General features: G+C 72.5%; 23 protein-coding genes and 1 CRISPR repeat array. Of the genes, 12 read left to right on the top strand and 11 right to left on the bottom strand.

From position 1 onward, the window contains the following. Nucleotides 1–20: 20 nt before the first annotated feature. A complete protein-coding gene (locus EV372_RS21190; protein ID WP_130397432.1) occupies nt 21–1,235 on the bottom strand; it encodes an SDR family NAD(P)-dependent oxidoreductase in 1,215 nt (404 codons plus the stop codon). A 263-nt stretch (nt 1,236–1,498) separates the two neighbouring features. Beyond that, nucleotides 1,499–1,855 carry a DUF8129 domain-containing protein gene (locus EV372_RS21185; protein WP_130397431.1) on the bottom strand — a complete coding sequence of 119 codons (357 nt, stop codon included), beginning with the start codon at nt 1,853–1,855 and terminating at the stop codon, nt 1,499–1,501. A 350-nt stretch (nt 1,856–2,205) separates the two neighbouring features. Between EV372_RS21185 and mgrA the strand changes: the two genes are divergently transcribed. From mgrA to EV372_RS21155, 6 genes are all read left to right on the top strand, one after another. Further along, nucleotides 2,206–3,204 carry an L-glyceraldehyde 3-phosphate reductase gene (gene mgrA, locus EV372_RS21180; RefSeq protein ID WP_130397430.1) on the top strand — a complete coding sequence of 333 codons (999 nt, stop codon included), beginning with the start codon at nt 2,206–2,208 and terminating at the stop codon, nt 3,202–3,204. Between the two features lie 288 nt (nt 3,205–3,492). Further along, complete coding sequence (locus EV372_RS21175) at nt 3,493–4,857, top strand: ATP-grasp domain-containing protein (RefSeq protein ID WP_253797414.1); 1,365 nt, start codon at nt 3,493–3,495, stop codon at nt 4,855–4,857. A gap of 15 nt (nt 4,858–4,872) precedes the next feature. Beyond that, nucleotides 4,873–6,897, top strand: a complete 2,025-nt coding sequence (locus tag EV372_RS21170) for a CocE/NonD family hydrolase (RefSeq protein ID WP_130397429.1) — start codon at nt 4,873–4,875, stop codon at nt 6,895–6,897. 706 nt (nt 6,898–7,603) lie between these two features. Beyond that, on the top strand, nt 7,604–8,974 hold the full coding sequence (locus EV372_RS21165) for a cytochrome P450 (RefSeq protein ID WP_253797413.1): 1,371 nt from the start codon (nt 7,604–7,606) through the stop codon (nt 8,972–8,974). A gap of 55 nt (nt 8,975–9,029) precedes the next feature. Beyond that, entirely contained in the window at nt 9,030–9,434 is a 405-nt protein-coding gene (locus EV372_RS21160; protein WP_013152398.1) for a four-helix bundle copper-binding protein, read from the top strand. A gap of 31 nt (nt 9,435–9,465) precedes the next feature. Then, nucleotides 9,466–9,810, top strand: a complete 345-nt coding sequence (locus EV372_RS21155) for a hypothetical protein (RefSeq protein ID WP_130397427.1) — start codon at nt 9,466–9,468, stop codon at nt 9,808–9,810. A gap of 77 nt (nt 9,811–9,887) precedes the next feature. On the opposite strand, the gene EV372_RS21150 is transcribed toward EV372_RS21155, so the two are convergent. From EV372_RS21150 to EV372_RS21140, 4 genes are all read right to left on the bottom strand, one after another. Further along, nucleotides 9,888–10,349, bottom strand: coding sequence for a PPOX class F420-dependent oxidoreductase (locus EV372_RS21150; RefSeq protein WP_130397426.1), 462 nt, complete (start codon nt 10,347–10,349; stop codon nt 9,888–9,890). A 115-nt stretch (nt 10,350–10,464) separates the two neighbouring features. Beyond that, complete coding sequence (locus EV372_RS21145) at nt 10,465–11,115, bottom strand: hypothetical protein (RefSeq protein WP_130397425.1); 651 nt, start codon at nt 11,113–11,115, stop codon at nt 10,465–10,467. Nucleotides 11,116–11,198: 83 nt separating this feature from the next. Continuing rightward, nucleotides 11,199–11,369, bottom strand: coding sequence for a hypothetical protein (locus EV372_RS29145; RefSeq protein WP_165436016.1), 171 nt, complete (start codon nt 11,367–11,369; stop codon nt 11,199–11,201). A 95-nt stretch (nt 11,370–11,464) separates the two neighbouring features. Beyond that, nucleotides 11,465–12,418, bottom strand: a complete 954-nt coding sequence (locus tag EV372_RS21140) for a GNAT family N-acetyltransferase (protein WP_130397424.1) — start codon at nt 12,416–12,418, stop codon at nt 11,465–11,467. Nucleotides 12,419–12,475: 57 nt separating this feature from the next. Beyond that, nucleotides 12,476–13,480: a CRISPR direct-repeat array (repeat unit 29 nt; unit sequence GGGACCATCCCCGCGTGCGCGGGGAGCAC). Nucleotides 13,481–13,815: 335 nt separating this feature from the next. Between EV372_RS21140 and EV372_RS21135 the strand changes: the two genes are divergently transcribed. Then, nucleotides 13,816–15,330 (top strand): FAD-dependent oxidoreductase, encoded by a 1,515-nt coding sequence (locus tag EV372_RS21135; RefSeq protein ID WP_130397423.1) that lies wholly within the window; start codon nt 13,816–13,818, stop codon nt 15,328–15,330. 141 nt (nt 15,331–15,471) lie between these two features. Further along, complete coding sequence (locus EV372_RS21130) at nt 15,472–16,476, top strand: arsenic resistance protein (protein WP_130397422.1); 1,005 nt, start codon at nt 15,472–15,474, stop codon at nt 16,474–16,476. 32 nt (nt 16,477–16,508) lie between these two features. Here EV372_RS21130 and EV372_RS21125 read toward each other — a convergent pair whose 3' ends face one another. Continuing rightward, nucleotides 16,509–17,249 (bottom strand): MerR family transcriptional regulator, encoded by a 741-nt coding sequence (locus EV372_RS21125; protein ID WP_130397421.1) that lies wholly within the window; start codon nt 17,247–17,249, stop codon nt 16,509–16,511. Nucleotides 17,250–17,571: 322 nt separating this feature from the next. Here EV372_RS21125 and EV372_RS21120 point away from each other — a divergent pair, with 322 nt between their 5' ends. Next, complete coding sequence (locus EV372_RS21120; RefSeq protein WP_130397420.1) at nt 17,572–18,228, top strand: hypothetical protein; 657 nt, start codon at nt 17,572–17,574, stop codon at nt 18,226–18,228. Between the two features lie 104 nt (nt 18,229–18,332). Next, nucleotides 18,333–18,950 carry a stage II sporulation protein M gene (locus tag EV372_RS21115; protein ID WP_130397419.1) on the top strand — a complete coding sequence of 206 codons (618 nt, stop codon included), beginning with the start codon at nt 18,333–18,335 and terminating at the stop codon, nt 18,948–18,950. A gap of 258 nt (nt 18,951–19,208) precedes the next feature. Here EV372_RS21115 and EV372_RS21110 read toward each other — a convergent pair whose 3' ends face one another. From EV372_RS21110 to EV372_RS21095, 4 genes are all read right to left on the bottom strand, one after another. Then, entirely contained in the window at nt 19,209–19,661 is a 453-nt protein-coding gene (locus tag EV372_RS21110; RefSeq protein ID WP_130397418.1) for a thioesterase family protein, read from the bottom strand. Continuing rightward, the gene (locus tag EV372_RS21105) at nt 19,658–20,656 is read right to left on the bottom strand and encodes a 3-hydroxyacyl-CoA dehydrogenase NAD-binding domain-containing protein (protein WP_130397417.1); all 999 of its coding nucleotides are present in this window, start codon (nt 20,654–20,656) and stop codon (nt 19,658–19,660) included. Before EV372_RS21105 ends, EV372_RS21110 begins: the two co-directional genes overlap by 4 nt. A gap of 40 nt (nt 20,657–20,696) precedes the next feature. Continuing rightward, entirely contained in the window at nt 20,697–21,596 is a 900-nt protein-coding gene (locus EV372_RS21100; RefSeq protein ID WP_130397416.1) for a beta-keto acid cleavage family enzyme, read from the bottom strand. Nucleotides 21,597–21,734: 138 nt separating this feature from the next. Continuing rightward, nucleotides 21,735–22,745 carry a TetR family transcriptional regulator C-terminal domain-containing protein gene (locus EV372_RS21095; protein WP_130397415.1) on the bottom strand — a complete coding sequence of 337 codons (1,011 nt, stop codon included), beginning with the start codon at nt 22,743–22,745 and terminating at the stop codon, nt 21,735–21,737. A gap of 236 nt (nt 22,746–22,981) precedes the next feature. Here EV372_RS21095 and EV372_RS21090 point away from each other — a divergent pair, with 236 nt between their 5' ends. Next, nucleotides 22,982–24,616, top strand: coding sequence for a BCCT family transporter (locus EV372_RS21090; protein ID WP_130397414.1), 1,635 nt, complete (start codon nt 22,982–22,984; stop codon nt 24,614–24,616). A gap of 484 nt (nt 24,617–25,100) precedes the next feature. Next, entirely contained in the window at nt 25,101–25,610 is a 510-nt protein-coding gene (locus tag EV372_RS21085; RefSeq protein WP_486484023.1) for a hypothetical protein, read from the top strand. Nucleotides 25,611–25,720 lie beyond the last annotated feature (110 nt).

The following is a 25,720-nucleotide window of genomic DNA, read 5'->3' as shown; positions in this document are numbered from 1 at the left end:
TTGGCCGCGGCGGCCTCCGGTCAGCGGCCGGGTCCGCCCGGTCCCGGCCCGGACCCTTCCGGTCCGTCGGCGTCCGGCCCCCGGTCCCCGGAGGCGCCGCCGCCCTCGTCGTCCCTCTGGTTGAGGCGCCTGCTCGCGCGCTCGTTGAGCGCCGTCGGCAGCTTCAGCACCCGGTTGACCACGGTGCCGTCCGCCTCGCGTCCGGGCCTGCGCTCCACGGACCCGCCCGGGTCCGGCAGCGCCCGGTCCATGAGGCGCATGGCGCCCTGGACGAAGGAGGGGCACAGCCCCCGCGCGACGATGGCCGCCCGGGCCAGTGGCGTGAGCACCAGATAGCTGCGCCCCCGCGCGGCCGCCTCCACGATCCGGCGCGCCGCGCGCTCCCCGCTCACCGAGACCAGGGGCAGCCCGGCGCCCAGGGAGAACCAGGTGTACTCGTGTTCGGGGTCTCCGGAGAAGACGGCGGCCTTGTGGGAGCCGGTGCGCATCAGCCCCGGGACCACCGTGGTGGTGCGCACGCCCCGGCGCGCGACCTCGGCCCCCAGCCCCTCGGAGAGGCCGACCTCGGCGAACTTGGCGCAGGAGTAGGGCAGCAGGTGCGGCACGCTCAGGTGGCCGCCGATGGAGGTGATGGTGACCAGGGAGCCGCGGGTGCGCTCCAGCGGGCCGATGGCGGCCCGGGAGATGCGCAGCGGCGCCCAGAACATGGTCTCCATGGCGTCGCGGAAGTGGCTCTCCGAGAGCGTCTCCTGCGGCCCCACCTGGATGATGCCCGCGTTGTTGACGACGAAGTCCAAGTGGCCGAAGGCCGCGGTGGCCTCCTCGACCAGCTCCTCGGCGCACTCGGGGTCGCGGACGTCGCACCGGACGCCGCGCGCCCGCACGCCCCGCTGCTCCAGGTCGGCCACCGCACGGTCGAGTTCGTCCTGGTCGCGGGCGCAGATCACGACGGACGCGCCGCGCTGGCCGAACTCGCGGGCCAGCTGGAGTCCGAGCCCGCGGGAGCCGCCGGTGATGAGCGCGACCCTGCCGTCGAGCAGGGCGGGCCGCCGCGGACCGGCCAGCGCCGCGGCTCCCAGGCCCAGGGCCGCACCGGCCACCATCCAGGGGACCGTCCCACCGCGTCGGCGGCGCCGCCGCGGTTCGGGTGCGTCCCACCGGTCACGCCTGTCCCGGAGTCGGGACGCCGCCCAGCCCGCACCGGCCAGGACCAGGGGCGCCCTGCCGCGGATCACCGGCCGCCCCGTCCGCCGTGGCCGCGGGCCGGGCCCGCGGTGGATGCCAGCGCCATGTCACTCCCTGTGCGTCGGAGAAGAGCGTTCCAGGGGGATGTGGGTGTACGGCTACCCGAGGCGGCGGAGCGAAAACGGCCGGTGGCCGCGCTCCGGTCCGCGTCCCCGGGCCGGGTTCCCGTCAGCGGCGGCGGGGACCGCGGCCACCGCCGGGGCCACGGGAGCGGTGCCCCGCGTCCCGTGGCCCGGCGGGGCCGGGGACCGCCTCACTGGCCGCCGGGCTGGTAGTCGCCCTTGGGCTTGGCGGGCTGGTTGGGGACGCCCTGCGGCGGCGGGCTGAACGCGGGAGCCGCGGTGTCCTCGCTCACCGGTGAGCCGCCGGTGGGCGGACCCGGGCGCTCGGGCTGGAAGTCCTGCGAGCCCCCGGAGGGTTCGGCGCCCTGTTCCAGCTCCGTCAGGCGGTGCTCCAGGATCTCCAGGACGTTGATCCGGTTGGCGTGGTCGGACTCGTAGCGGATGAGCTGGCGCATCTGGTCGGTGTCGAGCGAGCGGACACGGTGCTGGAGCGTCCCCAGCGGAAGGCCCTCGTAGCCCTCGATCGGGGGCTGGGTCTCGTGGTGCATCGACGTTCACTCCCTCTTCTGTCTGTACGGAACCGGGGTGACAGGCGTACGGGCTACCCGTGAGCCCCCGCGTGAAACCGCAGGTGGCCACGGTCGGGCGGTGGCGGGGAAGGGCTCGGGGCCGGCGGAGGCGGGCCTCCTTCGCGTGCGGGAGGGCGGGGACGACCGTCTCCTTCGCACGCGTGCGGGAGCGACGGGGGCGGCCGTGGCCAGCACGGTTCCGGATGTCCCGAACCGCCGACGCGGGGGCGCTGTTGGTGCGCCTCCCCCGCGCGCTGTACTCTCCGCACGCCGGTCGGCCCGCCCGCGCGCGACGGCTCCGGTGCACAGCCACACGAGGGAGAGATGCCATGACCTACGTCCCCGCCCCCGAGCGGTACGAGACGATGCCCTACCGGCGGTGCGGCCGCAGCGGCCTGCGGTTGCCCGCCCTGTCCCTGGGGCTGTGGCACAACTTCGGCCACGAGCGCGGTATCGAGGACCAGAGCGCCGTCCTGCTGCGCGCGTTCGACCTGGGCGTGACCCACTTCGACCTGGCCAACAACTACGGTCCCCCGCCCGGCTCCGCGGAGGAGAACTTCGGGCGGGTCATGGCCCGGGACCTGCGCCGCCACCGCGACGAGATCGTGGTCTCGACCAAGGCCGGGTACCTGATGTGGCCCGGCCCCTACGGCGAGTGGGGCTCTCGCAAGTACCTGCTGTCCAGCCTGGACCAGAGCCTGGAGCGCATGGGCCTGGAGTACGTGGACGTGTTCTACCACCACCGGCCCGACCCCGACACCCCGCTGGAGGAGTCCATGGGCGCGCTGGACACGGCCGTGCGCCAGGGCAAGGCCCTGTACGCGGGCGTGTCCAACTACTCCCCCGAGCAGACGCGCGAGGCCGCGGCGATCCTGCGCGACCTGGGCACGCCGATGCTCATCCACCAGCCCTCCTACTCGATGTTCAACCGGTGGGTGGAGGACGGGCTGCTCGACGTGCTCGACGAGGTCGGCGCGGGCTCCATCGCCTACTCCCCGCTGGCGCAGGGGCTGCTGACCGACCGCTACCTCCACGGTGTGCCGGAGGGTTCGCGGGCGGCCGGGAGCAGCCCGTTCCTGAACGCCGAGGGCATCACCGAGGAGGTGCTGGAGCGGGTGCGCGGGCTCGATGGGATCGCCCGGCGGCGCGGGCAGTCGCTGGCGCAGATGGCGCTGGCCTGGGTGCTGCGCGGCGGGCGGGTGACCTCGGCGGTGATCGGCGCGAGCAGCGTCGCCCAGCTGGAGGACAACGTGGCGGCGGTGGCCAACCTGGAGTTCGACGCCGAGGAGCTGGCCGAGATCGACCGGTACGCCCCCCGCGCGCGCTGAGCGGGTGGATCGGGACCTCGCACTCCACGAGGGCGCGCGGGGGTACGCCCCCGCGCGCTGGCGGGAGGACCCCGGAGCGCCGGTCCGCGCGCTGATGTCCCTGCCGCCCCGCTGACCCCTTCCGCACCAACGTCCTCTGCCACCCCACCGGCCCCGCCGTGGACCCGCGACCGTCCCCGGCGGGGCCCACGCGTGCGCGCCGCGCGCCCTCGCGGCGCGACGACCAGCGCTTCCGCGGCGTGAGGCGCGACACGCCCGCGTTTGGAGCACCCGGCACGGGTTAGGCGCATGCGTATGCATCCCCGCTCCGAGGAGCCCCAGAAGAAGAGGAAGGCGGTGCAGGTAGCCGTGAAGAACGTGTTCGTGGTCGGCCTGGACGAGCGCAACCTGGAGATCCTGCGCAGGACCCCCACAGGTCAGCACTGCGAGTTCCACCAGCTGCTGAACCTGGAAGAGCTCCAGGTCGGCGAGATCGACATCCAGGAACTCCTGGCCAAGGCGGAGAGGATCCTGGACGACTTCGACGGGAGCGTCGACGCGATCGTGGGCTACTGGGACTTCCCGGTGACCCTGTTCGTGCCCATCCTCTGCTCCCGCCGCGGCCTCCCCTCGTCCTCCCTTGAGTCCTTCGTCAAGTGCGAGCACAAGTACTGGAGCAGACTGGAGCAGCAGAAGGTCATCGACGAGTACCCGGCCTTCGGCCTGGTCGAGCTGTCCGAGGAGAACCCGGCGCCCCCCGAGAGCCCGTCCTACCCCATGTGGCTCAAGCCGGTGAAGTCGGCCTCCTCCGAGCTGGCCTACAAGGTCGGCGACGACGAGGCCTTCCAGCAGGCGGTGTCCCTGCTCCGCGACGGTGTCGACCGCATCGGCCGCCCCTTCGAGCAGATCCTGGAGATGGTGGACCTGCCCCCCGAGGTCTCCTCCGTGGGCGGGCGCACGGCCCTCGCCGAGGCCGCGATGCAGGGCGTGCAGGCGGCCGTCGAGGGCTACGTGTACAAGGGCGAGGTCGTGGTCTACGGCGCCCTGGACTCGGTCGACTACCCGGGCAGCTCGGTGTTCCTGCGCCACCAGTACCCCTCCGGCCTGCCCGAGAACGTGACCCGGTGGATGGCGGAGGTCGCCACCAAGGTCATCGAGCGTGTGGGGATGGACAACTCCACGTTCAGCGTCGAGTTCTTCTACGACCCCGTGGAGGAGAAGCTGGGCCTGCTGGAGGTGAACACCCGCCACTCCCAGTCCCACGCCGAGCTCTTCGAACTGGTGGACGGGGTCGCCAACCACGAGCGCATGCTGCGGTTGGGCTTCGGACAGGACCCCGCCCTGGACGAGGACGCCCGGGGCGAGTACCGGGTGGCAGCGGAGTGGTACCACCGCCGCTTCGAGGACGGCGTCGCCGCCCGCGTGCCCACCCCCGAGGAGGTGTCCGCGCTGGAGGAGTCCCTGCCCGGCGTGACGATCGAGATCGTGCCCCAGCAGGGGCAGCGGCTCTCGGACATGACCGCCCAGGACAGCTACAGCTACGAGCTCGCCAAGATCACCATCGGCGCCGAGGACGAGACCGAGATGCGCGCCAAGTACGAGCGCTGCGTCGACGAGCTCGTCTTCGAGTTCGAGGACGAGCACGGAACGAAGGACAAGCTGGCCGAACACTAGGAGGGGCCCCGGTCCATGCACGTGGTCAACAACCTGCCCAACGCCGTCCAGGAGGACGAGCACCTGTGGATACCGATGTCGGACGGTGTGCACCTGGCCGCCAGGGTGTGGCGGGCGACCTCCTCCGACGTGTCCCCCGTCCCCGCGGTCCTGGAGTACCTCCCCTACCGCAGACGCGACCTGACGTCGGTGCGCGACTCCATGCACCACCCCTACATCGCCGGGCACGGATACGCCTGCGTCCGCGTGGACATGCGGGGCACCGGTGACTCCGAGGGCGTGCTCACCGACGAGTACCTGGAGCGCGAGCAGCTGGACGCCGAGGAGGTGCTGGCCTGGCTGGCCGAGCAGCCCTGGTGCAACGGCAAGACCAGCATGATGGGGCTGTCCTGGGGAGGGTTCGCCGCGCTCCAGGTGGCGGCCCGCCAGCCCCCGAGCCTGGGCGCGATCGTCATCAGCTCCTTCACCGACGACCGGTACGGCGACGACTTCCACTACATGGGCGGCTGTCTGCTGTCGGACAACCTCGCCGAGGCGGGGACGATGTTCTCCGCGGGCACCTGCCCGCCGGACCCGGTGACCGTCGGCGACGACTGGCGGCGGATGTGGCACGAGCGGCTGGAGGCCACCGAACCGTGGGTCCTGGAGTGGCTGCGCCACCAGCGGCGCGACGACTACTGGCGGCACGCGTCGGTGAGCGAGGACTACTCGAAGGTGCGCTGCCCGGTGCTGGCCTCCAGCGGGTGGGCGGACGGCTACTCCAACGCCGTCTTCCGGCTGCTGGAGAACCTGGAGGTGCCCAGCCGGGGGTTGATCGGCCCGTGGTCGCACCGCTACCCGCACATGGGCAGCCCCGGCCCGGCGATCGGCTACCTCCAGGAGGTCGTGCGCTGGCTGGACCGCTGGCTCAAGGGCAGGGAGAACGGTGTCGACGAGGGCCCGTCCCTGTGGGCGTGGATGCAGGACAGCGTGCTCCCCTCCACCGCCTACACCGAGCGCCCCGGCCGGTGGGTGCGCGAGGACGAGTGGCCCTCGCCGAGCGTGGAGTACCGCGGCTACCCGCTGGCCAGGTACCGGATCGGCCGCCCCGGTGAGGAGGTGCACTCGGAGTCGCTGACCGTGCGGTCGCCGCTGACCGTGGGCCAGTTCGCGGGCAAGTGGGCCTCCTACAACGCCCCGCCGGACCTGCCCTACGACCAGCGCGAGGAGGACGGCGGTTCCCTGGTCTTCGACAGCGACGTGCTGTCGGAGGACGTGGAGATCCTGGGCGCCGCCGAGGTGGAGCTGGACGTGTCCGTCACCGAACCGGTGGCCATGGTCGCCGCCCGGCTGGTGGACGTCGCGCCGGACGGCAGCGCCACGCGGGTGACCTACGGGCTGCTCAACCTCACCCACCGCGACGGCCACGAGCACCCCGAGAAGCTCGAACCCGGTGAGATCTACCGGGTGAAGGTCACCATGAACGGTGTCGCGCAGGCGTTCCCGGTGGGGCACCGCATCCGGCTGTCGCTGTCCACCTCCTACTGGCCGCTGGCCTGGCCGCCGCCCAAGCCCGCCCTGTTGACCGTGCACCCGGAGAACAGCAGGCTGCTGCTGCCGGTGCGTCCTCACTCCGAGGCGGACGAGCCGCACCCGCAGCCCTTCGGGGAGCCGGAGGCGGCGCCGGAGATCTCCACCACGCGCCGGGAGAAGCCGGAGCACAGCTGGACCGTCTACAGGGACCTGGTGGACACCCGGTCGGCCCTGGAGATCGTCAAGGACGGCGGCATCCTGCACTTCGACGACATCGACCTGGACGTCGGTCGGCGCGCCTACGAGTACTACGAGTCCGTGGCGGGCGACTTCACGTCCGCGCGCGGTGAGTCGACGTGGACGATGCGCTTCGCGCGGGACGGGTGGCGGACCCGGACCGAGACCCACACGTCGCTGGAGTGCACCGAGACCGAGTTCCGGGTGTACGCGACCCTGGACGCCTTCGAGAACGACGAGCGGGTCTTCTCCCGGCAGTGGACCGAGACGCTGCCCCGCGACCACCTGTGATCCGCGGCCGGTGACCCGCGGCCGTGCGCGGTCGGGGAACGGCGGGCGCCCCGGTCCTCACCGGACCGGGGCGCCCCCGTGTGCGCGGGGACGCTCCGGTCCCGTGGAGGCGGGGCGCCGGACCACGGGTTCGCAGGGCTCGGACGCCTCGCGGGCCCCGGCCCGCCGGGCCGGGAGGACACGAAACCCCCGGCGGGCGTCCGCGGGGCCCCGGATCCGAAGCGGTCGGGTGTGCGAAGACCGGGTGCGCGAAAGCCGGGCGGCGCACGGTGGTGACCCCGCAAGTCACAGAAGTCCCATGCGTCCCTGTTCGGACACGCCCGGACCGGGGCAGGGAACGGAGTAGAAGCCTGGAACCGGCACGTGAACGGCCAAGGCGGAGAAAACCGGGTCCGGCAGGCCCGCACCTCACCCGGCCTGGGAACACGGGAACCAGCTCAACGGCACCCATGAGGGCCGTGGGTTCCGCGGGAGCCATGAGAGCCGCGGGGACAGGCGCGGAGCCAGGACCGGCACCGTAAGGACCCAGGGCCGACAACAGCGATCCACCGGAGCGAACCGATCGAGGGGGACGGTCTCGATGCCCACAGAACACCAGGAGGCACACCGGCGACAGGGAGCGCATCCGCAACAGGAGGCGGGCTCCCGGCCGGAGACGGAACTCCGGCGGGGGGCGCGCCGCCCCACCGCCGCGGAGGCGGCGCGCGTGCTGTCCTCGGTTCTGCTGCCCAACCTGGCGAAGGGCGTGATCGTGCGCCGCCCGCTGATGACGAGCCTGGTCGCCGGTCTGGACGCCGACCGCAAGGCGGTCTCCCTCCTGCGCGGCCTGCGCGAGCGCCACGGCGACGACCCGCTGCCGCTGCGCCTGGCGGGGCGGCGGCTCGCCCTGGTCCTGTCCCCGGAGGACGTGGGCCGGCTCCTGCGGGAGACGCCCGAACCCTTCTCCCCCGGCGGCATGGAGAAACGCGGCGCGCTCTCCCACTTCCAGCCCCACGGGGCGCTGATCTCCGACCACGACGCGCGGCCAGGGCGCCGCGCGGCCAACGTCGCCGCCCTGGTGCCGGGCCAGACGATCCACCCCGACGGGGACGTCGTCGCCGGGCAGGCGGACGACGAGGCGCTGGCGCTCAGGCTGGCCCTGCGCGGCGGGGAGGTCCTGGACTGGCGCAGGTTCGCCGACTCCTTCCACGCCATGGCCCGGCGCGTGGTCTTCGGCTCGTTCGCCGCGGAGGACCGCCGCACGACCGAACTCCTGCACGCCCTGCGCTCGCGCGCGAACTGGGCCTACGCGGCCCCGGCGGACCACGCGGCGAGGGAGGAGTTCCTTAGCCGGGTGCGCGCCAACATCGAACGCGCCGAACCGGGCAGCCTCGCCGCCCGCCTGGTCGCGGGAGCGGCCGCCGCGGAGTCGCCCGCCGGATGCCCCCGCAGCGGTGGCGGCGGAAGCGGGAGGGATCGTGGCGCGACGGCCTCCGGCGGGAGCGGTCGCGGCGGGCAGGGCCGGGGAACGGACGTACACCCGGAGGACCAGGTGGCGCACTGGCTGTTCGCGTTCGACGCGGCCGCCGTCGCCGCGTTCCGCTCCCTGGCGCTGCTGACCTCGCTCAGCCCCGGCGCCCACGAGGCCCGCGAGGAGGCGGACGGCCGCGAGGGGCTCGACCTGCCGCTGCTGCGGGCGACGGTGCGCGAGTCGGTGCGGCTGTGGCCGACCACGCTCATGGTGATCCGGGAGAGCACGCGGGAGACGGCCTGGCGGGAGGAGGTGTTCGAGGCGGGAACGGCCTTCCTCATCGCGAGCTCCTACTTCCACCGGGACTCCTCCCGGCTTCCGTACGCGGACGCGTTCGAGCCGCAGGTCTGGCTCGACGGGCGCGCCGAGGCGGAGCCGGGGATCGTGCCCTTCAGCTACGGCCCCGCCGGGTGCGCGGCGCGCGACCTGGTTCCGCTGACGGTGTCGCTGTTCCTGCGCGCCCTGCTCCGGGGCCGGGACCTGAAGCGCGTGGACGCGGGCGGGCCGCTGCCCGCCTCGGGGCTCCCCGCCTCGCTGAACCACTTCGCGCTGCGGTTCACGCTGTGAAGGCCCCGGTCCGGACCCGCCCCGGGTCCGGACCGGAAACGTTCGAGGAGGAGTCATGAGCGTCGTCGAACAGATGCTGGACACCCGCTCCGACCGCCGGGGCGACGGGATCGAGGAGAGGGTGCGGGCCTGCATCGAGGCCTGCGGCGCGTGCGCGCAGGCGTGCGTGCTGTGCGCGGACTCCTGCCTGGGCGAACGGGCGGTGGCCGAACTGGTCGCGTGCGTGCGCCTGGACCTGGACTGCGCCGACGTGTGCGAGTCCACCCAGCGGGTGCTCTCGCGTCGGACCGGGGAGGACGACACCCTCGTCCGGACACTGGTCAAGGCGTGCGCGGAGGCCTGCCGCCTGTGCGGCGAGGAGTGCGACCGCCACGCCGCCCGGCACGAGCACTGCTGGGTGTGCGCCGAGGCGTGCCGCCGCTGCGAGTGCGCGTGCCGTGAGCTTCTCGCGGCCCTGTGAGGGCCGCGCCCCCACCTGGAGGAGGAAGGCGATGGAGTGGGCGACACCCGGCGCGCTGTTCGGGATCCTGATGGCCCTCGTCATCCCGATCGGGGTGATCTTCCTCGTGCTGTGGATCATCCGCCGGGACACGATCCGCAAGCAGGAGGCCGTGCGCTCGCCGGACTACTGGAAGGAGCGGCCCGACGGCAGGCGGTACCCGACCGGCTGGGACAGGGGCAGCATGCCGGGGCTCGGGACCGCCCGGCCCGGCGAGGGGACCGCGGGGGCCTCATCCGGTGAGGACTGGAAGCCGCCGCCCGAGGGCGGGGACCCGCCCGACCGGGGGGCCGCGCCTCCGGACGACGACTGGCGACCGCCGCCGGCGGGGCGGTGACCCGCGCGCCGCGGCGGCCGGGCGTGTGGCTTCGGACCCGGCCCGCCCCGGGCTGAGGCCGCGACCGGCGGCCGGGCTCAGACCCGGTCGGCGGGGAAGCCGCCGGTGGCGACCGGGCCCCACCGCTTCGGGGTGACGCGGACGAGGGACTTGCCCTGGCGGCGCATGGCCTCGCGGTACTCGTCCCAGTCGGGGTGCTCGCCGGAGATCACGCGGAAGTACTCGACCAGGGGCTCGACCGCGTCCTCCCCGTCGATGATCTCGGCCTCACCGTCGACCTGGACCCAGGCGCCGTCGAAGTCGTCGGACAGGACCACGACGCTGACCCGGGGGTCGCGCCGGGCGTTGCGGGTCTTGGCGCGCTCGGGGTAGGTGGAGACCACGATCCGACCCCGGGTGTCGACGCCGCAGGTCACCGGGGAGGCCTGGGGCTCGCCGTCCGCGCGGCGGGTGATGAGGAGCGCGTGGTGGCGGGGGCGCACGAACTCCAGCAGGCCGTCGAGGTCGACACGGGTGTTGGTGGCGATCGAAGGGCTCATCGTCTCGCTTTCGCTGTTCGCGGGTCCGCGCGCGCCTCGCGCGGACCGGGACAGCGTATCCGCCTGTGGGCGGGGTGGGGCGGGGCCGACGCGCGGTCCCGGACGGGGCCCCGATTCAGTCGCGGCCGGAGTCGGAGCGGTCGCGGTCGGACGGGGTGTGGAGTGCCAGGAACTCCCTGCTGCGCCGCCGGTGGAGGAGCCGCACCGGGAGCAGGAAGCACGGCGTCAGGACACAGGCGAGGGCGACCGCCCCCAGCAGGGCGCGCGGAAAGTCCATCGCCTCATCGGAGGGCAGTGCGAGTGCACCCAGGGAGCAGACGGCCGCGACGAGGGCCGCCACCGCCACCGGGATCCTCACGGAGGGGGCGTTGAGCACCTGTTCGGCCTGGAGGGCGGCCACACGGTTGGCTTCGGGGTCGGTGCCGGGTCGGCCGAGGATCAGCCGGTCCGTGGCGGCGCGCAGTGTCTCGGGGGCGATGGCGGCCTGCGCCGCCGGGTCGCGGGACACCCGCGGACGCGGCGGAGTGGCGAACAGGGCCATGAACGAACTGAAGACCACTCCGGCGATGACGCCGTGCAACAGCGAGGTCCACGGGTCGGACCCGCTCAGCAGGAAACGGGCGAAGCCCATGGCGCAGCCGAAGGAGAGGCCCTGGTAGAGACCGAAGAAGACCTTCCTGCCGCGTTCGCTCCGGTTGGCGCGGAGGCGGAGACGGGTGAGGGGGTCCCGGGGGTCGGGAGCGGCGTGCGCGGAGGGGTCGCCCATACGGGGAGCCTATCCGTCTGCCGCGCGGACAGGCCGGTCCCGGAGCCGCCGTCGGCCGGTGCGGCTCCGGGACCGTGGCCGGTTCACTCCGAGCCGAAGTCCTCGCGGCTGAGGTCCTGCTCCTCCATCCTGTCCTGGAGCTCGGCCTCCAGTTCTCCTCGGGTGTCCGGCTCGCGGGCGTCGTCGCCGTGGTCGGCGTCGACGACCTGGTCGGTGTCCGTGGTCTTGGGCCTGGACTCCTCTGGAACGCTCATGTCCGGTTCTCCTCCCTGTCGGGTGACTGGCCCGCCCCTACCCGAGGTCACCGGAGACCACACGCGCACCTCACGCATCAGGAGTCACACGAATCTCACTCCGCGGTCGCCGTCTTGACGAGCGGCGCGTCCCGCACGAGCATCCGGAACCCGACGCCGTAGTACAGCCCGCGCGCCTCGGGGTGTCCCGGCGCGCCCAGGCAGGCGACCGTCGCGTGCGTGGCCCCGGCCTCCCCCGCCAGGCGCATCCCGTGCAGGAGCATCGCCCTGCCCAGCCCCAGACGCCGGTAGTCCGGGTGCGTACCGACCGGCTCGAACTCGACGGTCCCGTTGGCCTCGTCGAGCCACATGATGGTCGAGGAGGCCATCGTCCCGTCCGGAGCCTCCACCAGGACGTGCAGGTCGCCGCGGTACCCCGCCGTGCGCCGGACGCCCTGGTAGGCCTCGGCCGTGTACGCCGAGGGGGCCCAGGCGTCCAGGTGGGCCCGGACCGCGGCCTCCGGTCCGGCCTCGTCGGCGGTGCGGAACCGGAATCCGGTCGGCAGCACCGGCTGTTCCACGTCGGTCAGGTCGCGCTCGTTGAGCTGGGTCCAGGTCCCGTCGTCGCCGAGCGAGTCGGGGTCGGTCCCGTAGCCGCGCGCGGCCCACCGCTCCAGGGCGAACCCGTCGGCGGCGCTGGGCAGCACCGTGCGTTCGAGGCCCGCCGCCGTGGCGTCGTACCAGGCGATCACCTCGTCGACCAGTCCGGCGTGGTCGGGGTGGACCTGGTGCATCAGGTAGGCGCCGGTGGCGTCCCTGACCGAACCGTCGCTCAGCCTCACCCGGCGCGGAAGGCGGACCCAGCCCCACGCGACCAGTTCCCCGCCGGAGAACCACAGCCGACGCGGCCAGGTCGCGCCGTCGCTGGCGTGCCCCCGGCCCCAGTTCCAGGCCAGCTCGCCGAACGACGCGTCGCTGTTCACCAGGTCCGGGCGGATCGCGGTGACGCGCTGCGCCAGCCCCTGCATGAGCCGCACGTCCGCGGCGGTCACAAATTCGGAACCCGTCATGGTGCGCCACTGTGTCAGGACGCCGCGAAGCCGTCGAGCGGTTTTCCGGAGACGACGAATGCCATCCCCGCATGCGCGGGGAGCACGCGGCGTGGCGGCCCTCGACGCGGGTGGGATCGGGACCATCCCCGCGTGCGCGGGGAGCACTCTGGGGCGGTTTTCCTGACATTCGTCACACCAGGACCATCCCCGCGTGCGCGGGGAGCACCTCCATGGCGCGCTCGCCGCGCTGCATCGCGCGGGACCATCCCCGCGTGCGCGGGGAGCACAAGGAGAGTTCGACGATGCACGACATGTGGGAGGGACCATCCCCGCGTGCGCGGGGAGCACACCACGCCCTCCCCGGCCTGGCGCACCGCGTGGGGACCATCCCCGCGTGCGCGGGGAGCACAGCACCACCACCGGCAGCTCACCCGGCCCCGAGGGACCATCCCCGCGTGCGCGGGGAGCACCCCGCAGGTCTGAGAGCTTGTCCAGGTGTTCCGGGACCATCCCCGCGTGCGCGGGGAGCACCCGCCCTCGATGGTGACGTGCCCGGTCATGCCGGGACCATCCCCGCGTGCGCGGGGAGCACTCGATGACGTTGGCGCTGATCACGACGCCCTTGGGACCATCCCCGCGTGCGCGGGGAGCACGGTGTCCTTGCCCGCGAGGCCAAGGGCACCGAGGGACCATCCCCGCGTGCGCGGGGAGCACCGCCGCGTGGAGGACATCCGCCAAGGCGACGTGGGACCATCCCCGCGTGCGCGGGGAGCACGGCCAGGCGCCAGGGTGCGGCGGGTTCGCCGTGGGACCATCCCCGCGTGCGCGGGGAGCACTTAAGCCACAGTCCCAGTCGCCGGAGCACGCCGGGACCATCCCCGCGTGCGCGGGGAGCACAACACCGGGTGCTTCCATCCGGCCTCGGCCGAGGGACCATCCCCGCGTGCGCGGGGAGCACGGCCTGCTGGCCCTGCTCGCCCTCGGGTCGCGGGGACCATCCCCGCGTGCGCGGGGAGCACACCCGCGCTTATTCGGAGCGCAATGGCAACGCGGGACCATCCCCGCGTGCGCGGGGAGCACAGTCAACGACCTGCGAACTTACCAACGGCAAGCAGCCGTTTTTCCAACTTCTTCAGAAACAGACACACGCACCACAGGCCCCAAAGGAACCAAAAAAACTCACCAACCACCAAAACGCTGTCGCTCCAGAGAACCAAACATACAGACCACCATTCCCCTCCACCTCGGGAACCACCAAAGCCGAACCACCCCTCCCCCGGCGCTGGAAGTCGCATCAGGCCATGCCCCGACCCGGGACTCCGGCGGTAGCGACCGGGAACGCTGGGTAGCTGGTGTAGGCGCTGTCCGTCGCACGGGGGCCGACGGCGTCTGGACCTGACCGGGAGGGGCAGAGGATGCAGCACAGGAGCGTGTGGACGGTCGTGGAGAACCGATCGGAGTTTCCCCGTCTGAACCAGGACGTGGAAGTCGACGTCGCGGTGGTGGGAGGCGGCATCGTCGGGCTGACCACCGCGCTGCTGGCGCGGCGGGCCGGTGCGGGCAGCGTCGCGGTTCTGGAGGCGGGGCGCCTGGGCCAGGGCACGACGGGGCACACCACCGGCAAGGTCACCTCCCAGCACGGGCTGGTCTACGCCGGGTTGGTCGACCGGTACGGCCAGGACCTGGCCCGCGTGTACGCCGACGCCAACCAGGCCGGGGTGGAACTGGTCGCCGAACTCGCCGGTGAGTACGGCATCGACTGCGACCTCACCCGCGCGCCCGCCGTGGCCTACACCCGCGAACCCAAGCAGCGCCGGACCCTGGAGGAGGAGGCGGCCGCGGCCCAGCGCCTGCGCCTTCCCGCGTCGCTGGTGGAGACGACCGACCTGCCCTTCGGGATCGAGGCGGCGGTACGGTTCGACCACCAGCTGCACTTCCACTCGGGCCGCTACGTCGCCGGGCTGGCCGAGGCCCTGTCGGCGGCCGGAGGGCAGGTGTTCGAGCACACCCGCGTGCTGGAGGTGGATGAGGAGCGGGACGGCACCGTGCGGGTGCGCACCGACGACGCGACGGTCCGCGCGGGCTCCGTGGTGGTGGCGACGCTATTGCCGATCAACATGATCGGGGGGTACTTCGCCAGGACGCGCCCCTTCCGGTCCTTCGGGCTGGCGGCCCGGCTCCACGGACCGGCACCGCAGGAGATGGCGATCTCCATCGACTCGCCCAGCAGGTCCACGCGGCCGTGGCTGGACCGCGGCCCCAATGGACTGATCGTGGTGGGCGGCGGTCACGAGACCGGCACCGGGCAGGACACCCAGGCGTTGTGGGACGACCTGGAACAGTGGACCAGGTCCACCTTCGACGTGGACGCGGTGGAGTACCGCTGGTCGGGCCAAGACTACACCACGGCCGACCAGGTGCCCTACATCGGCCGTTCGTCGATGAACGACCGGATCCTGGTGGCGACGGGGTTCAACAAGTGGGGCCTGAGCAACGGCACCGCCGCAGCCGTCATCCTGAACGACATCCTCCAGGGCCGCGACAACCCCTGGCAGGCGATGTTCGACGCGACCCGCGTCGGTGACGCCAAGGCCGTGGGACGGCTGATCAAGGACAACCTCAAGGTCGGCGCGGACATGGTCGGCGGACACCTGGGCCGCCTGTATCCCCACCACGCCCGCCACCTGGACCGGGGACAGGGCGGCGTCATCGAGGTCGACGGCGACTCCGTCGGCGCGTACCGCGACGAGCGGGGCGGGCTCCACGCCGTCAGCCTGAACTGCACCCACCTGGGCTGCCGCCTGGCCTGGAACGCGGCGGAGACCAGCTGGGACTGCCCCTGCCACGGATCCCGGTACGACACCGACGGCAGCGTGCTCAACGGCCCGGCGGTCAAGCCCCTGCCCACCGTCGACCTCGACGAGGCCTGACGCCCACCGTCGGATTCAGGGCTCCTCCCCGAGGTGCCGGGCGTACGCGTACCGGACCCGGCCTCGGAGCCGTCTCGAAGGCCTACCGTGGGCACATGGTGTTGACACGGGTCTTCGAAACCGCCGAGGAGCACTGAACCGATGTCGCTGGCCGAACGCCTCCAGAGCCTGTTCGTGGCCCTGGCCGCCCTGATCGGCCTCGGGACCGGCCTGCTGCTGCCCGTCGGTCCCGCGGCCGGGCACGTGGTGCTGCCCGCCCTGCTGGCGATGCTCACCGCCGTGTTCGTGCAGATGGACGCCGCCCACGTGGGCGAGGTCAGGCGCGCCAGGACCCTGGTCGCCGTCAGCCTGGCGCTCAACTTCGTGTTCACCCCGCTCCTGGCCTGGGCCCTGGGAGCGGGGCTGCTCGGGGGCGAACCGGACCTGCGCATCGGTCTGCTGTTGCTGCTGGTGACCCCGTGCACGGACTGGTACCTGGTCTTCACCGCCGTGGCGCGCGGGCACACCGGCATCGCCGCCGCCCTGCTGCCGGTCAACCTCGTCCTCCAGCTCGTGCTGCTGCCGGTGTACGTGCTGCTGCTGGGCGGCCGGGCCGCGATGGTCGACGCCGCGACCCTGGCCGAGTCGGTGCTGCTCGTCCTCGTCGTCCCGCTGGCCCTGGCCACGGTGCTGCGGTGGGCCTCGCGCCGGTTCGGGGGAGCCGCCTGGCGTGAGCAGTACGTCACCGGACCGGCCTCGCGCCTGGTCCTGCCGCTGCTGTACGCGGCCGTGCTGGCGATGTTCGCCTGGCAGGCCCGCACCGTCCTGGAGCACGGCGCCGACCTGCTCGCCCTGCTGCCGCCGTTGGCGGTCTTCTTCGTGGCACTGCCGCTGGTCGCCACCGGCCTGTCCCGGATGCTGCGCCTTCCGGCGGACCAGGGGGTCACCCTGGTCATGACCACCACGGCCCGCAACTCGCCCATCGCGCTGGCCGTCGCGGTCGCGGCCTTCCCCGACCGGCCCCTGATCGCGGTGGCGCTGGTCGTGGGACCGCTGGTGGAACTGCCCGTGCTGGCCCTGCTCGCGCAGCTGGTGAGGGTGCGGCGTCCCGCCGCGAACGGGTCCGCTCAGGCCCGGACCCGCCAGGGGCACGGGCACGAGCGCTGACCCCTGCGGCTCCGGAGCCCCTCGGCCCCGTGTCAGGGCGCGTCGCCGCCCCCGTCCGGAACCTCGTCCCGAATGAGGGCGCTCAGACGCTTGAGCACCCGCAGCTGCGCGGGGTTGTACAGCTGCGCCATGGCCTCGGCCATCGTGCGTTCGGCGCGCTCCGCACCGCCCGGCGCGTCGCCGGCGGGGTCGGCCGACCACGGGTTCTCCTCGCGCCGCCTGCGCACGACCGGCAGCATGCGCGCGGCGAGGCGGTCGATCACGGCCCCGTCCGCGTCCTCGGGTAGGGCCTCGAACTCCTCGTCCGTCTCGTCGGGATCGCTGATCAGCGCGCGGAACTCCTCCACGGACCTCTCGCTGAGAACGGTCGAGTAGACCATCAGCAACGACCGCTGCCGGTCGGAGAGCTCGTGGGAGACCGGCGCGAACGCGGGGGGAACGTAGGCCGGTGCGCGGTGGCGCAGGATGACGGCCAGCTCCGCCCGCACGCGGTTGAGCCGCTCGACCGTCGCCTCCAGCTCCTTGTCCAGCACGCGGATCGCCTCGTCCGGGTCCTCGTCCGCCCGCCCCATCGACGCCACCTCCGACAGCGGGACGCCCAGATCGCTCAACCGCTTGATCTGGAGCAGACGGACCAGGTGCGGGACCTGGTACTGCTTGTATCCGTTCGCCGCCCGCTCCGGCACGTCCAGCAGGCCGACCTCGTGGTAGTACCGGACGGCCTTGACCGTCGTGTTGGCGAGCTCGGCGAGCTGCTGAGTGCTCCAGGCCACGCGATGCCTCCTCCTCCGCCGCGACCGCGGGCGGCGCCGCGCCCCGCACGGACACACAGTCCACACCCTGCCCCGGGGGCAGGGTCAAGCGGCGTTCACTCGTTCCCTCGTTCGGCCACCGTCCGTACGCCGTCCCCGAAACCGGACGGCTCCCCGGCTTGACCCTGCCCCGAGGGCAGCCTCTGAAATAGGGACGAGCGCCGATCGTGACCGGTCCGCTACCGAGCACGCCAGGTACGCCCCCAGCGGCGACGGGTGTGCGGCGGTCGCGATACCGCGCCGGGTCGGCCATCGGTACTCACGAGCGGACAGGGAGCCCGAAGTGATCAAGGAACGCGGACGGCGCGAGGCGGCCAAGCGGATCAAGGACGGAAACGGCCGTCCGCTCAAAAGCTTCCGCTGGTGGCAGCCGCTCTCCCGCGCACTGTTCCACCTGCCTCTGACCGACGGCGACGGGCACCGCGCGGTCTACTCCGTCGACGTGCCCTACTGGCAGCGGGTCATGACCGAGGACGGCAAGGGCAGGGCCCACCTCTACCTGGACGGCAGGCACCACCTGGAGTCCACGCTCCCGGCGGTCTTCCCGGTGCCGGGAGGGGTGATCGAGGTGGAGTCGACGGCCTTCGGGCTCAAACGCTGCCACTACGTGGCCGCCGGGGGCGACGAGCGCCAGCTCGTTCCGGACGAACGCTCGGCGGAGGGCCGCCGCGCCCGCCTGGACCGCGAGCACCCGGTGTTGGGCCGCCTGGTCAGGACGGTGTCGCTGGTCCTGCTGGTCGTGCCGATCCTTCTCGTCGTCCCGCAGATCGTCGAAGCGGTCTCGCAGGTACCGCCGGTGGCCGAGCGCTTCGGCACCTTCACCTCGCCCGTCGACCTGCCGCTGTGGCTCAACGTCGCGCTCGGGCTGTGCGCCTCGACCTCCAGCGTGGAGCGGGCGACCCGGCTGCGCTGGAACGCGCTGCTGGACGGCAGCAACTGAACGCCGGCGCCGCGGGCGCGCGTTCGCCCGGTACCGAGCACCGGGAGCCCCGGCGGCTCCCCGAACCCCATCGAACCAGCCCCATCGAACACGGAGCCAGACACGTGCGAAGCCTTCGCAAGCCCTTCCGGATCATCCGCGCGAACCTCGGCGCCTACCTCGTGATGAACGCGATCGCCTACGGCGTGTTCCTCGTCGGCGTGGGGGCGGCCCTGGCCTTCCCCGAACTGAACGCCGCCCAGGTCGGCTCCCAGCAGGAGGACGGGACGGCCGACCTGGTGGGTGAGCTGTTCGCGAACCCCTGGCTGTTCGGCCTGACCATTTTCGGGGTCAACGTGCTGACCGTCGCCCTGCTGAGGATCATGCTGCCCTCGATGGTCGTGCCCTTCGCCGGGATCCCCCTCTTCGCCCACAAGGCGTACGAGACCGGCGTGATCCTGGCCCCCGTCGACGAGGCCACGGCCACGCTGATGATCCCGCACTCTCTGGCGCTCGTCATCGAGTTCCAGGCCTACGCCCTGCTCATGCTCGGCGCCTACCTCATCGGGAGGTCCTGGCTGTGCCCCGCGGCGGTCGGCGCCCCCGACCGCCGCCGCGGCTACCTCCACGGACTCCGGCAGGCCGGCTGGTTGGGCCTGCCCGCGCTGGCGCTGTTCGTCGTCGGCGCGGCCTACGAGGCCTTCGAGCTCGTCTACCTCGTCCCCCGCATGCTCGTGGGCTGATCCCGAAGCGCCAGCGGGACGGGGAGACCGCCAGCGGAGCACCCGGCCGCCCACGACGACCGGGTGCTCGCGCGTGGGCACCGCCGAGCCTGTCCCCGCCGTCCCGGGAGTCGACTGGACCGCAGCGCGCGACGTCCTCCCGGGCGCAGGGCACGGCACGGCCCCGGCCTGGACGCCCGCGGACCGGCTGCGGAGGCTCCGCGGGACTCCGTGGCCCCGGCGCCGCATCCGCCCGGCCTCGTCGGGGGCGCCCGCGGACTACCCCCCGACGGCGCGGCCCGCGTAGTCGGGTGCGGGCTCGGCGAGGGCCGCAAGGCGCGCGGCGGCCTCCTCGGGGAAGGGGACCGCCCGACCCAGCGCCTGGTCGACGTGGAGCGCCATCAGCTCCTCGGTCGCCACCAGGACCTCGCCGACCCGCATCTCGTGGCAGATCCGCGCCTTCTTGACGCCGGGTCGGTCCGGGCCCGGGCCGACCACCCGGGTGCGGACCTCGACCTCGTCGTCCGCGGCGACCTCGCGCAGGTACCGCACGTGCGCCTCCACCGTGTACAGCGAGCAGCCGGACCGCTCGCGGTAGGCGGCGTCCAGACCGACCCGGTCCATCAGCGCGTCCGTCGCGAACCCGAAGAGCAGCACGTAGTAGGCCTCGCTGAGGTGACCGTTGTAGTCGATCCACTCCGGCCGCAGCCGCTGGGTGAGCGTCGCGTTCACGCGTCTCCCCCCGCACGCCCGGCGGCCTCGGCGGCCTCGGCGCGTTCGACCTCCTCCAGCGCGCGGGCCACCGCGATCAGGCGGCGGTCGCGCTGGGCGATCAGCTCGGCGGTGGAGCGCCCGGCCACGACCTCGTCCGTGCCCGCGACCATGCGGTCGCGCAGTTCGGCGGTGAGTTCGGGCGCCTCCAGGCGGGTCCACGGGGACTTCAGGGACGGGCCGAAGTGGTCGAGCATGTGCGCCATGCCGCCCTCTCCCCCGGCCAGGTGGAAGGTCAGGCAGGGGCCGAAGAAGGCCCAGCGCAGCCCGGGGCCGCTGGTCATCGCCAGGTCGATCTGCTCGACGGTGGCCTCCCCCTCGGCGACCATGTGCAGGGCCTCGCGCCAGGCGGCCTCCTGGATCCGGTTGCCGATGAACCCCGGCAGCTCCCGCTCCATGGTGATCACCGACTTGCCCGCGGCGCGGTAGAAGTCCGAGGCCCAGTCGACGGCCCACCGCTCGCTGCGCTCGCCGCCGACCACCTCGACCAGGGGCACCAGGTAGGGCGGGTTGAACGGGTGCCCGACGACGAGCCGCCCCGGCGTGCGGGCCCCCACCTGCATCTCACTCATGCTGTAGCCGGAGGTGGACGAGGCGATGACCACGCCCTCGGGGGTGGCGGCGTCGATCTCGGCCAGCAGGTCGATCTTCAGGTCCAGGCGCTCCGGAGCGCTCTCCTGGACGAAGTCCGCGTCGGCCACGGCCTCGGCCAGTGTGTCCACGACCCGCAGGTTCGCCGTGGAGGCGCCCTCGGCCAGGCCCAGTTCCTCCAGGGCGGGCCAGGCCGAGGAGACCAGCCCGCGCAACTTGCTCTCGGCGTCCGGGGCGGGGTCCCAGGCGACCACCCGGTAGCCGCGGCCCAGGAAGTGGGCCACCCAGCCGCCCCCGATGACACCCGCTCCGACGCAGGCGACCGTGCGCACGGCCTCGGGGGTGGTTCTCGCGTTCTCCGTCATCGTGCTCCTCGTGTGGTCGGCGGTTCGTGCGGGGCGGCGGTCAGGCGGCGCGTCGGAGCCCGAGCATGGCGCGGGCCTCGTCCGGTGTGGCCACCCGGGCGCCGAGCTGCTCGATGATGTTGACGGCCTTCTCGGTGAGCTGGCCGTTGGTGGCCTTCACCCCGCGGCTGAGGTAGAGGTTGTCCTCCAGCCCCACCCGGGCGTGCCCGCCGAGCAGCACCGACTGCGCCACCCACGGCATCTGCTTGCGGCCGATGGAGAAGCTCGCCCACTGCGCGCCCTCGGGGAGCAGGTTCACCATCGACTGGAGGACGCCCGGGTCCGACGGCGCCCCGTAGGGGATGCCGGTGCACAGCTGGAACAGCGACGGGTCGTCGATGAGGCCCTCGGCGTGCATGGTCTTGGCGAACCACAGCTGGCCGGTGTCGAAGATCTCCAGCTCCGGGCGGACCCCGAGTTCCTGGATGCGCTTGGCACCCGCGCGCAGCATGTCCGGGGTGGAGATGTACACCTGGCTCCCGTCGCCGAAGTTCAGGCTGCCGCAGTCCAGTGTGCAGATGTCGGGCAGCAGTTCCTCCACGTGCGGCAGGCGGTCCAGGCCGTTGACGAGGTCGGTGCCCTCCTCGAACTCGAGCGGGTCCTCCTGGCCGATGACCAGGTCGCCGCCCATGCCCGCCGTGAGGTTGATGACGATGTCCACGCCGGTCTGGCGGATGCGGTCGACGACCTCCCGGTAGAGGGCGTTGTCGCGGGAGGGGGCGCCCGTCTCGGGGTCGCGGACGTGGATGTGCACCACGCTGGCGCCGGCTTCGGCGGCCTCGACCGCGGCGGCGGCGATCTGCTCGGGCGTCACCGGCACGTGCTCGCTGCGGCCGACGGTGTCCCCGGCGCCGGTGAGGGCGCAGGTCAGGATGGGTTTGGGGTTCATGGTGTCGCTCAAGGCGGTGCTCCGTCTCCGTGCGTGTGCGGGGTTGCGGGTTCTGTGAACGGGCGGCCCTCGGGGGCCGGAGGGGGCGTTTTCGGGCGCGCGGAACCGAGGTGGGGGCTCCGAAGGGGGCCGGGTCGAATGCGGGCTGGCTCAGTCCCCCGGGGCGTCGCTGCGGCCCGGGAGGTCGCTGCCGCCTGGGATATCGCTGTCCCCCGGGGGGTCGCTGTCGCCTGGGATACCGCTGTCGCCGGGGGCATCGCTGTCCCCCGGGGCCCTGCGACGGCCCAGGACGTCGCTGTCGATGACCGAGCGCAGGGTGTCACGCATGTGGGCGACCGACCGTCCGGGCATCCCGGTCATGACCTGGATGCCCATACCGTCGATGAGGGCGGTGAGGCGTCTGGTCATCTCCTCGACGTCGAAGTCGGCGAAGACCCCGCTCTCCCGGCCCTCCCGCAGGGTGCGGGCGATGGTCTCGTGCCAGCGCAGGTAGGAGTCGGTGTGCAGTCCGCGCATCTGGGGGTCCAGCGCCGCGGCCGTCCACACCTGGAGCCAGATCGACCACTCCAGCCGCAGGCGCTCGGAGTCGGGGAGCTGGAGTTCGATGAGCCGCAGGAGGCGTTCGTAGGGGTCCTCGATGGTGTGCAGCCCCGCGACCTGGCGGTCGAAGGCCTGCTTGACCGAGTGGCGCAGCGCCTCCACCAGGAGGTCGTTGAGGGTCGGGAAGTAGTAGTGGACGGTGGCGCTGGACGTCCCGCAGGCCTGGGCGACCTGGGCGACGCGGACCGAGTGGAAGCCGCGTTCGGCGATGAGGGTCCACGCGGCCTCGATGATCTGGAGCCTGCGGCTGTGCTCCCGGGCGGCCGCGGGGTGGTCCGCCAGGCTCGCGGAGGTCGGCCGTACCGCCGACGAGTCGCGCGGTACCGCCGAGACCGTCTCCGCGTCGTCCTTGCCGTTGAGCAGCCAGTTGACCGTCACCCCGGTCTCGTCGGCGATACCGGCCAGTTCCAGGGCGGTGAAGCGCCGGGTGCCGGTCAGGGACTTGGAGAGTTTGCTGGGGTCGATGCCGAGTCTGGTCGCGAACTGGCGCTGGGAGAGGCCGGATCGGCGGATCGCCTCGCGGGCCCTGCCGCGCACGTCGTCGGCCACGTTGTCGCTCACGGTGGGAACGTAACAGCACCATGGCGATTTTCGCAACGCGGCCGTGGTTGTCACTTCGTTACAGAGGCATCGTTCCGGACGCTTCACTACCCAAGAAACCCTTGCTGTTAAACGCTTTTCGCCATAACGGCAGCGCACGGCAGTGGGCGTCGAACAGTGGTGGAGCGATTCTGACTGGTTGATTAGTCAAGCGCAACACAGTAGTAACTGGATAGTCCACGCCCTCGACCCCGGAGGTGACCCGAGCTATCCGCTGGAACATCGACAAAACAGTCTTCTGGCCCGCGCTGATCATGGTGATCGGCTTCAGCGCACCGTTCGTGGTCGCGCCGCGGACGGGTGAACGCCTGCTCGGCCAGGTCCTGTCCTGGCTCCAGTCCGACCTGGGCTGGGTGTACATGTGGTTCGTCGCCGCACTCGCGGTGCTGCTCGTCTGGCTGCTCTTCAGCAGGTACGGCCGCATCAGGATGGGCGGCCCCGACGACCGCCCCGAGTTCTCCACCCCCACCTGGCTCGCGATGATCTTCACCGCCGCGATCGGCGGCGGCCTCATGTACTGGGGGATCATCGAGTGGGCGCACTACCACGTGGATCCCCCGTTCCAACTCGAACCGCACAGCGCCGAGGCCGCCGAGTGGTCGGCCACCTACCCCCTCTTCCACTGGGGCCCCACCGCCTGGGCGGTCTTCTGCGTCCCGACCCTGGCCCTGGCCTACGCCTACCACGTGCGCAGGATCCGCCGCCTGCGCCTGAGCGAGGCCTGCCGCGGAGTGCTCGGCGACCGCGTCGACCGCTGGCCGGGGCGCCTGATCGACGTCTTCTTCATCCTCGGGATGATCGGGGCGGCGGGGACCTCGCTGGCCCTGGCCGTGCCCACCGTCGCCGAGGGCTTCTCCCGCATGCTGGGCTTCGAGCCGGGCGCCACCCTCAACACCGTCGTGATCGGCCTGTGGACCGTGCTGTTCGGGGGCAGTGTCGCCCTGGGCCTGCACCGCGGACTCAAGCGCCTGGCCAACCTCAACCTCTACCTGGCCGCCGCCCTGGGCGTCCTGGTCCTGGTGCTGGGCCCGGCGGTCTTCGTCATCGACACCTTCACCAACAGCGTGGGCATGCTCGCCCAGAACATCGTCCGGATGAGCACCTACACCGACCCGGTCGGCGGGTCGGGCTTCGAGGAGGTCTGGACGGTCTTCTACTGGGGCTGGTGGATCTCCTACGGGCCGTTCGTCGGCATGTTCTGCGCCAAGATCTCCAAGGGGCGCACCGTCCGGCAGATCATCGTGGGCATGTGCGGCTTCGGCAGCCTGGGCTGCTGGCTCTCGTTCGCGCTGCTCGGCAACTCCAGCATGGCCTTCGAGTTGAGCGGGCAGGCGCCCATCGTCGACACCCTGGAGTCCGAGGGCGCGGTGTCGGCCATCTTCGCCACGCTGGAGGCGTTCCCGCTCAGCTGGATCATCACCCCGCTGTTCCTGCTGCTGTTGCTGGTCTTCCTGGCCACGACGCTGGACTCCGCGTCCTACATCATGGGCGCGGCCACCTCCCGTGACCTGCCCAACGAGGTCGAGCCCTCAAGGTCCAACCGCGTGCTCTGGGCCGTCGTCCTGGCTGCGGTGTCGGTCTCGGTGATGTCGGCCGGAGGCACCGACGCGTTGCAGACCCTGTCGGTCGTGACCGCCTTCCCGCTGATCTTCATCCTGAGCCTGGTCGCCGCCTCCCTGGTGCGCTGGCTCCGCGAGGACGACCGCTACCGTTCCGGCGCTCCGGGTCCTGCCCCCGGCCCCGGGGCCGCCGAGCCCGGTCTCGGTCCGGACCAGGGGGAGGAAGCGGATCTGGACACGCCTCCGTCCCCTCCGGCGGCGGCTGCGAGGTGACCCTCCGCACGCGGTGACACCCGGGTCGGTCCGGGGGCCGGTGGCGGGCTCGCGCCCGCCGGACCGCCGGGGCCCGGCACCGCCGTGGTCGGTGCCTTCGGGACGTGCCGTGTCCGCGGACTTCGGGCCGGGTAGCGGCCCGCCCCGGTGTCCGCGCCCCGTTCGGGCCCCGGACTCCGGGCGGGGCCGCCCAGGGCGCGGCGAAGGCTCACACGGCCACATGTGGCCAGGAGAACCGCCACGAGGCGTATCGGAACGGACACTAAACTACGTTCTGATTCCACTTCGACGGCTCTGCCACCGTGGAGACCCGCCATACGGTGCACGGCACGAGCCGACCGTGGCGGACCCCTGCCCTGCCGTTCTCCGGCCCGACACTCCCCCGACAGCAAAGGCCCCCATGCAACCCCAGCCCCCACAGCACGGCCCGACCACCCACCCGGAGCGGGTTCCCCTCCCTGGGCCGGTGCGTGGCCTGGCCGCGGTGCTCTGGACCTCCGCCGCCATCTCGTTGGCCGTGCTCGTCCTCAACATGACCACCGCACCCATGTTCGGCGTCGAGCCCGGATACGCCTTCGGCGCCTCTCTGCCCCACACCGTCATCGGCGTGCTCATGGCGGTGGCAGCGTACCCCGTCACCCGCGGCCGTTCCTGGGCCCGGACCATGGCCAAGGTCGTCCTCATCATCCAGATCGTGATGCAGTCGATGCTGCTGCTCGGCGGAAACAGCGTCATCTGGGCGCTGTTCCTGTTCCCCCTGGCCATCGCCGGAGTGGTCCTGCTGCACCGGCCCGTATCCCGGTGGTTCTTCGCGTTCCACGCCCAGGCCGCCGGTCAGGGGCCCGCCCAGCAGTACACCCACCATCCGCACCACCAGATGAACCAGGGCTACTACCCACCCCAGCAATACCCGCAGCAGCAGTACCCGCAGCAGTCTTACGAGCAGCAGCCACCACAGAGTGGCCCCTGGGACCAGAACCCCCGCCAGCAGTAGTCCGTGGTATGTCGGTGCGTGCGCGGGGAGCACCCCAACAGGTCCTGGGTCCGGGTTGAAGCGTCGGAACCATCCCCGCGTGCGCGGGGAGCACGGCACGGTGGTGTCGG

Source organism: Nocardiopsis sp. CNZ308, assembly GCF_004217075.1.
This window is presented reverse-complemented; position numbering and strand designations above follow the sequence as displayed.

Coding starts and splice junctions, on each gene's coding strand:
- EV372_RS21185 (WP_130397431.1), bottom strand. CDS start 1,855: ATGCACCACGAGACCCAGCCCCCGATCGAGGGCTACGAGGGCCTTCCG.
- mgrA (WP_130397430.1), top strand. CDS start 2,206: ATGACCTACGTCCCCGCCCCCGAGCGGTACGAGACGATGCCCTACCGG.
- EV372_RS21175 (WP_253797414.1), top strand. CDS start 3,493: ATGCGTATGCATCCCCGCTCCGAGGAGCCCCAGAAGAAGAGGAAGGCG.
- EV372_RS21170 (WP_130397429.1), top strand. CDS start 4,873: ATGCACGTGGTCAACAACCTGCCCAACGCCGTCCAGGAGGACGAGCAC.
- EV372_RS21160 (WP_013152398.1), top strand. CDS start 9,030: ATGAGCGTCGTCGAACAGATGCTGGACACCCGCTCCGACCGCCGGGGC.
- EV372_RS21155 (WP_130397427.1), top strand. CDS start 9,466: ATGGAGTGGGCGACACCCGGCGCGCTGTTCGGGATCCTGATGGCCCTC.
- EV372_RS21150 (WP_130397426.1), bottom strand. CDS start 10,349: ATGAGCCCTTCGATCGCCACCAACACCCGTGTCGACCTCGACGGCCTG.
- EV372_RS21145 (WP_130397425.1), bottom strand. CDS start 11,115: ATGGGCGACCCCTCCGCGCACGCCGCTCCCGACCCCCGGGACCCCCTC.
- EV372_RS29145 (WP_165436016.1), bottom strand. CDS start 11,369: ATGAGCGTTCCAGAGGAGTCCAGGCCCAAGACCACGGACACCGACCAG.
- EV372_RS21140 (WP_130397424.1), bottom strand. CDS start 12,418: ATGACGGGTTCCGAATTTGTGACCGCCGCGGACGTGCGGCTCATGCAG.
- EV372_RS21135 (WP_130397423.1), top strand. CDS start 13,816: ATGCAGCACAGGAGCGTGTGGACGGTCGTGGAGAACCGATCGGAGTTT.
- EV372_RS21130 (WP_130397422.1), top strand. CDS start 15,472: ATGTCGCTGGCCGAACGCCTCCAGAGCCTGTTCGTGGCCCTGGCCGCC.
- EV372_RS21105 (WP_130397417.1), bottom strand. CDS start 20,656: ATGACGGAGAACGCGAGAACCACCCCCGAGGCCGTGCGCACGGTCGCC.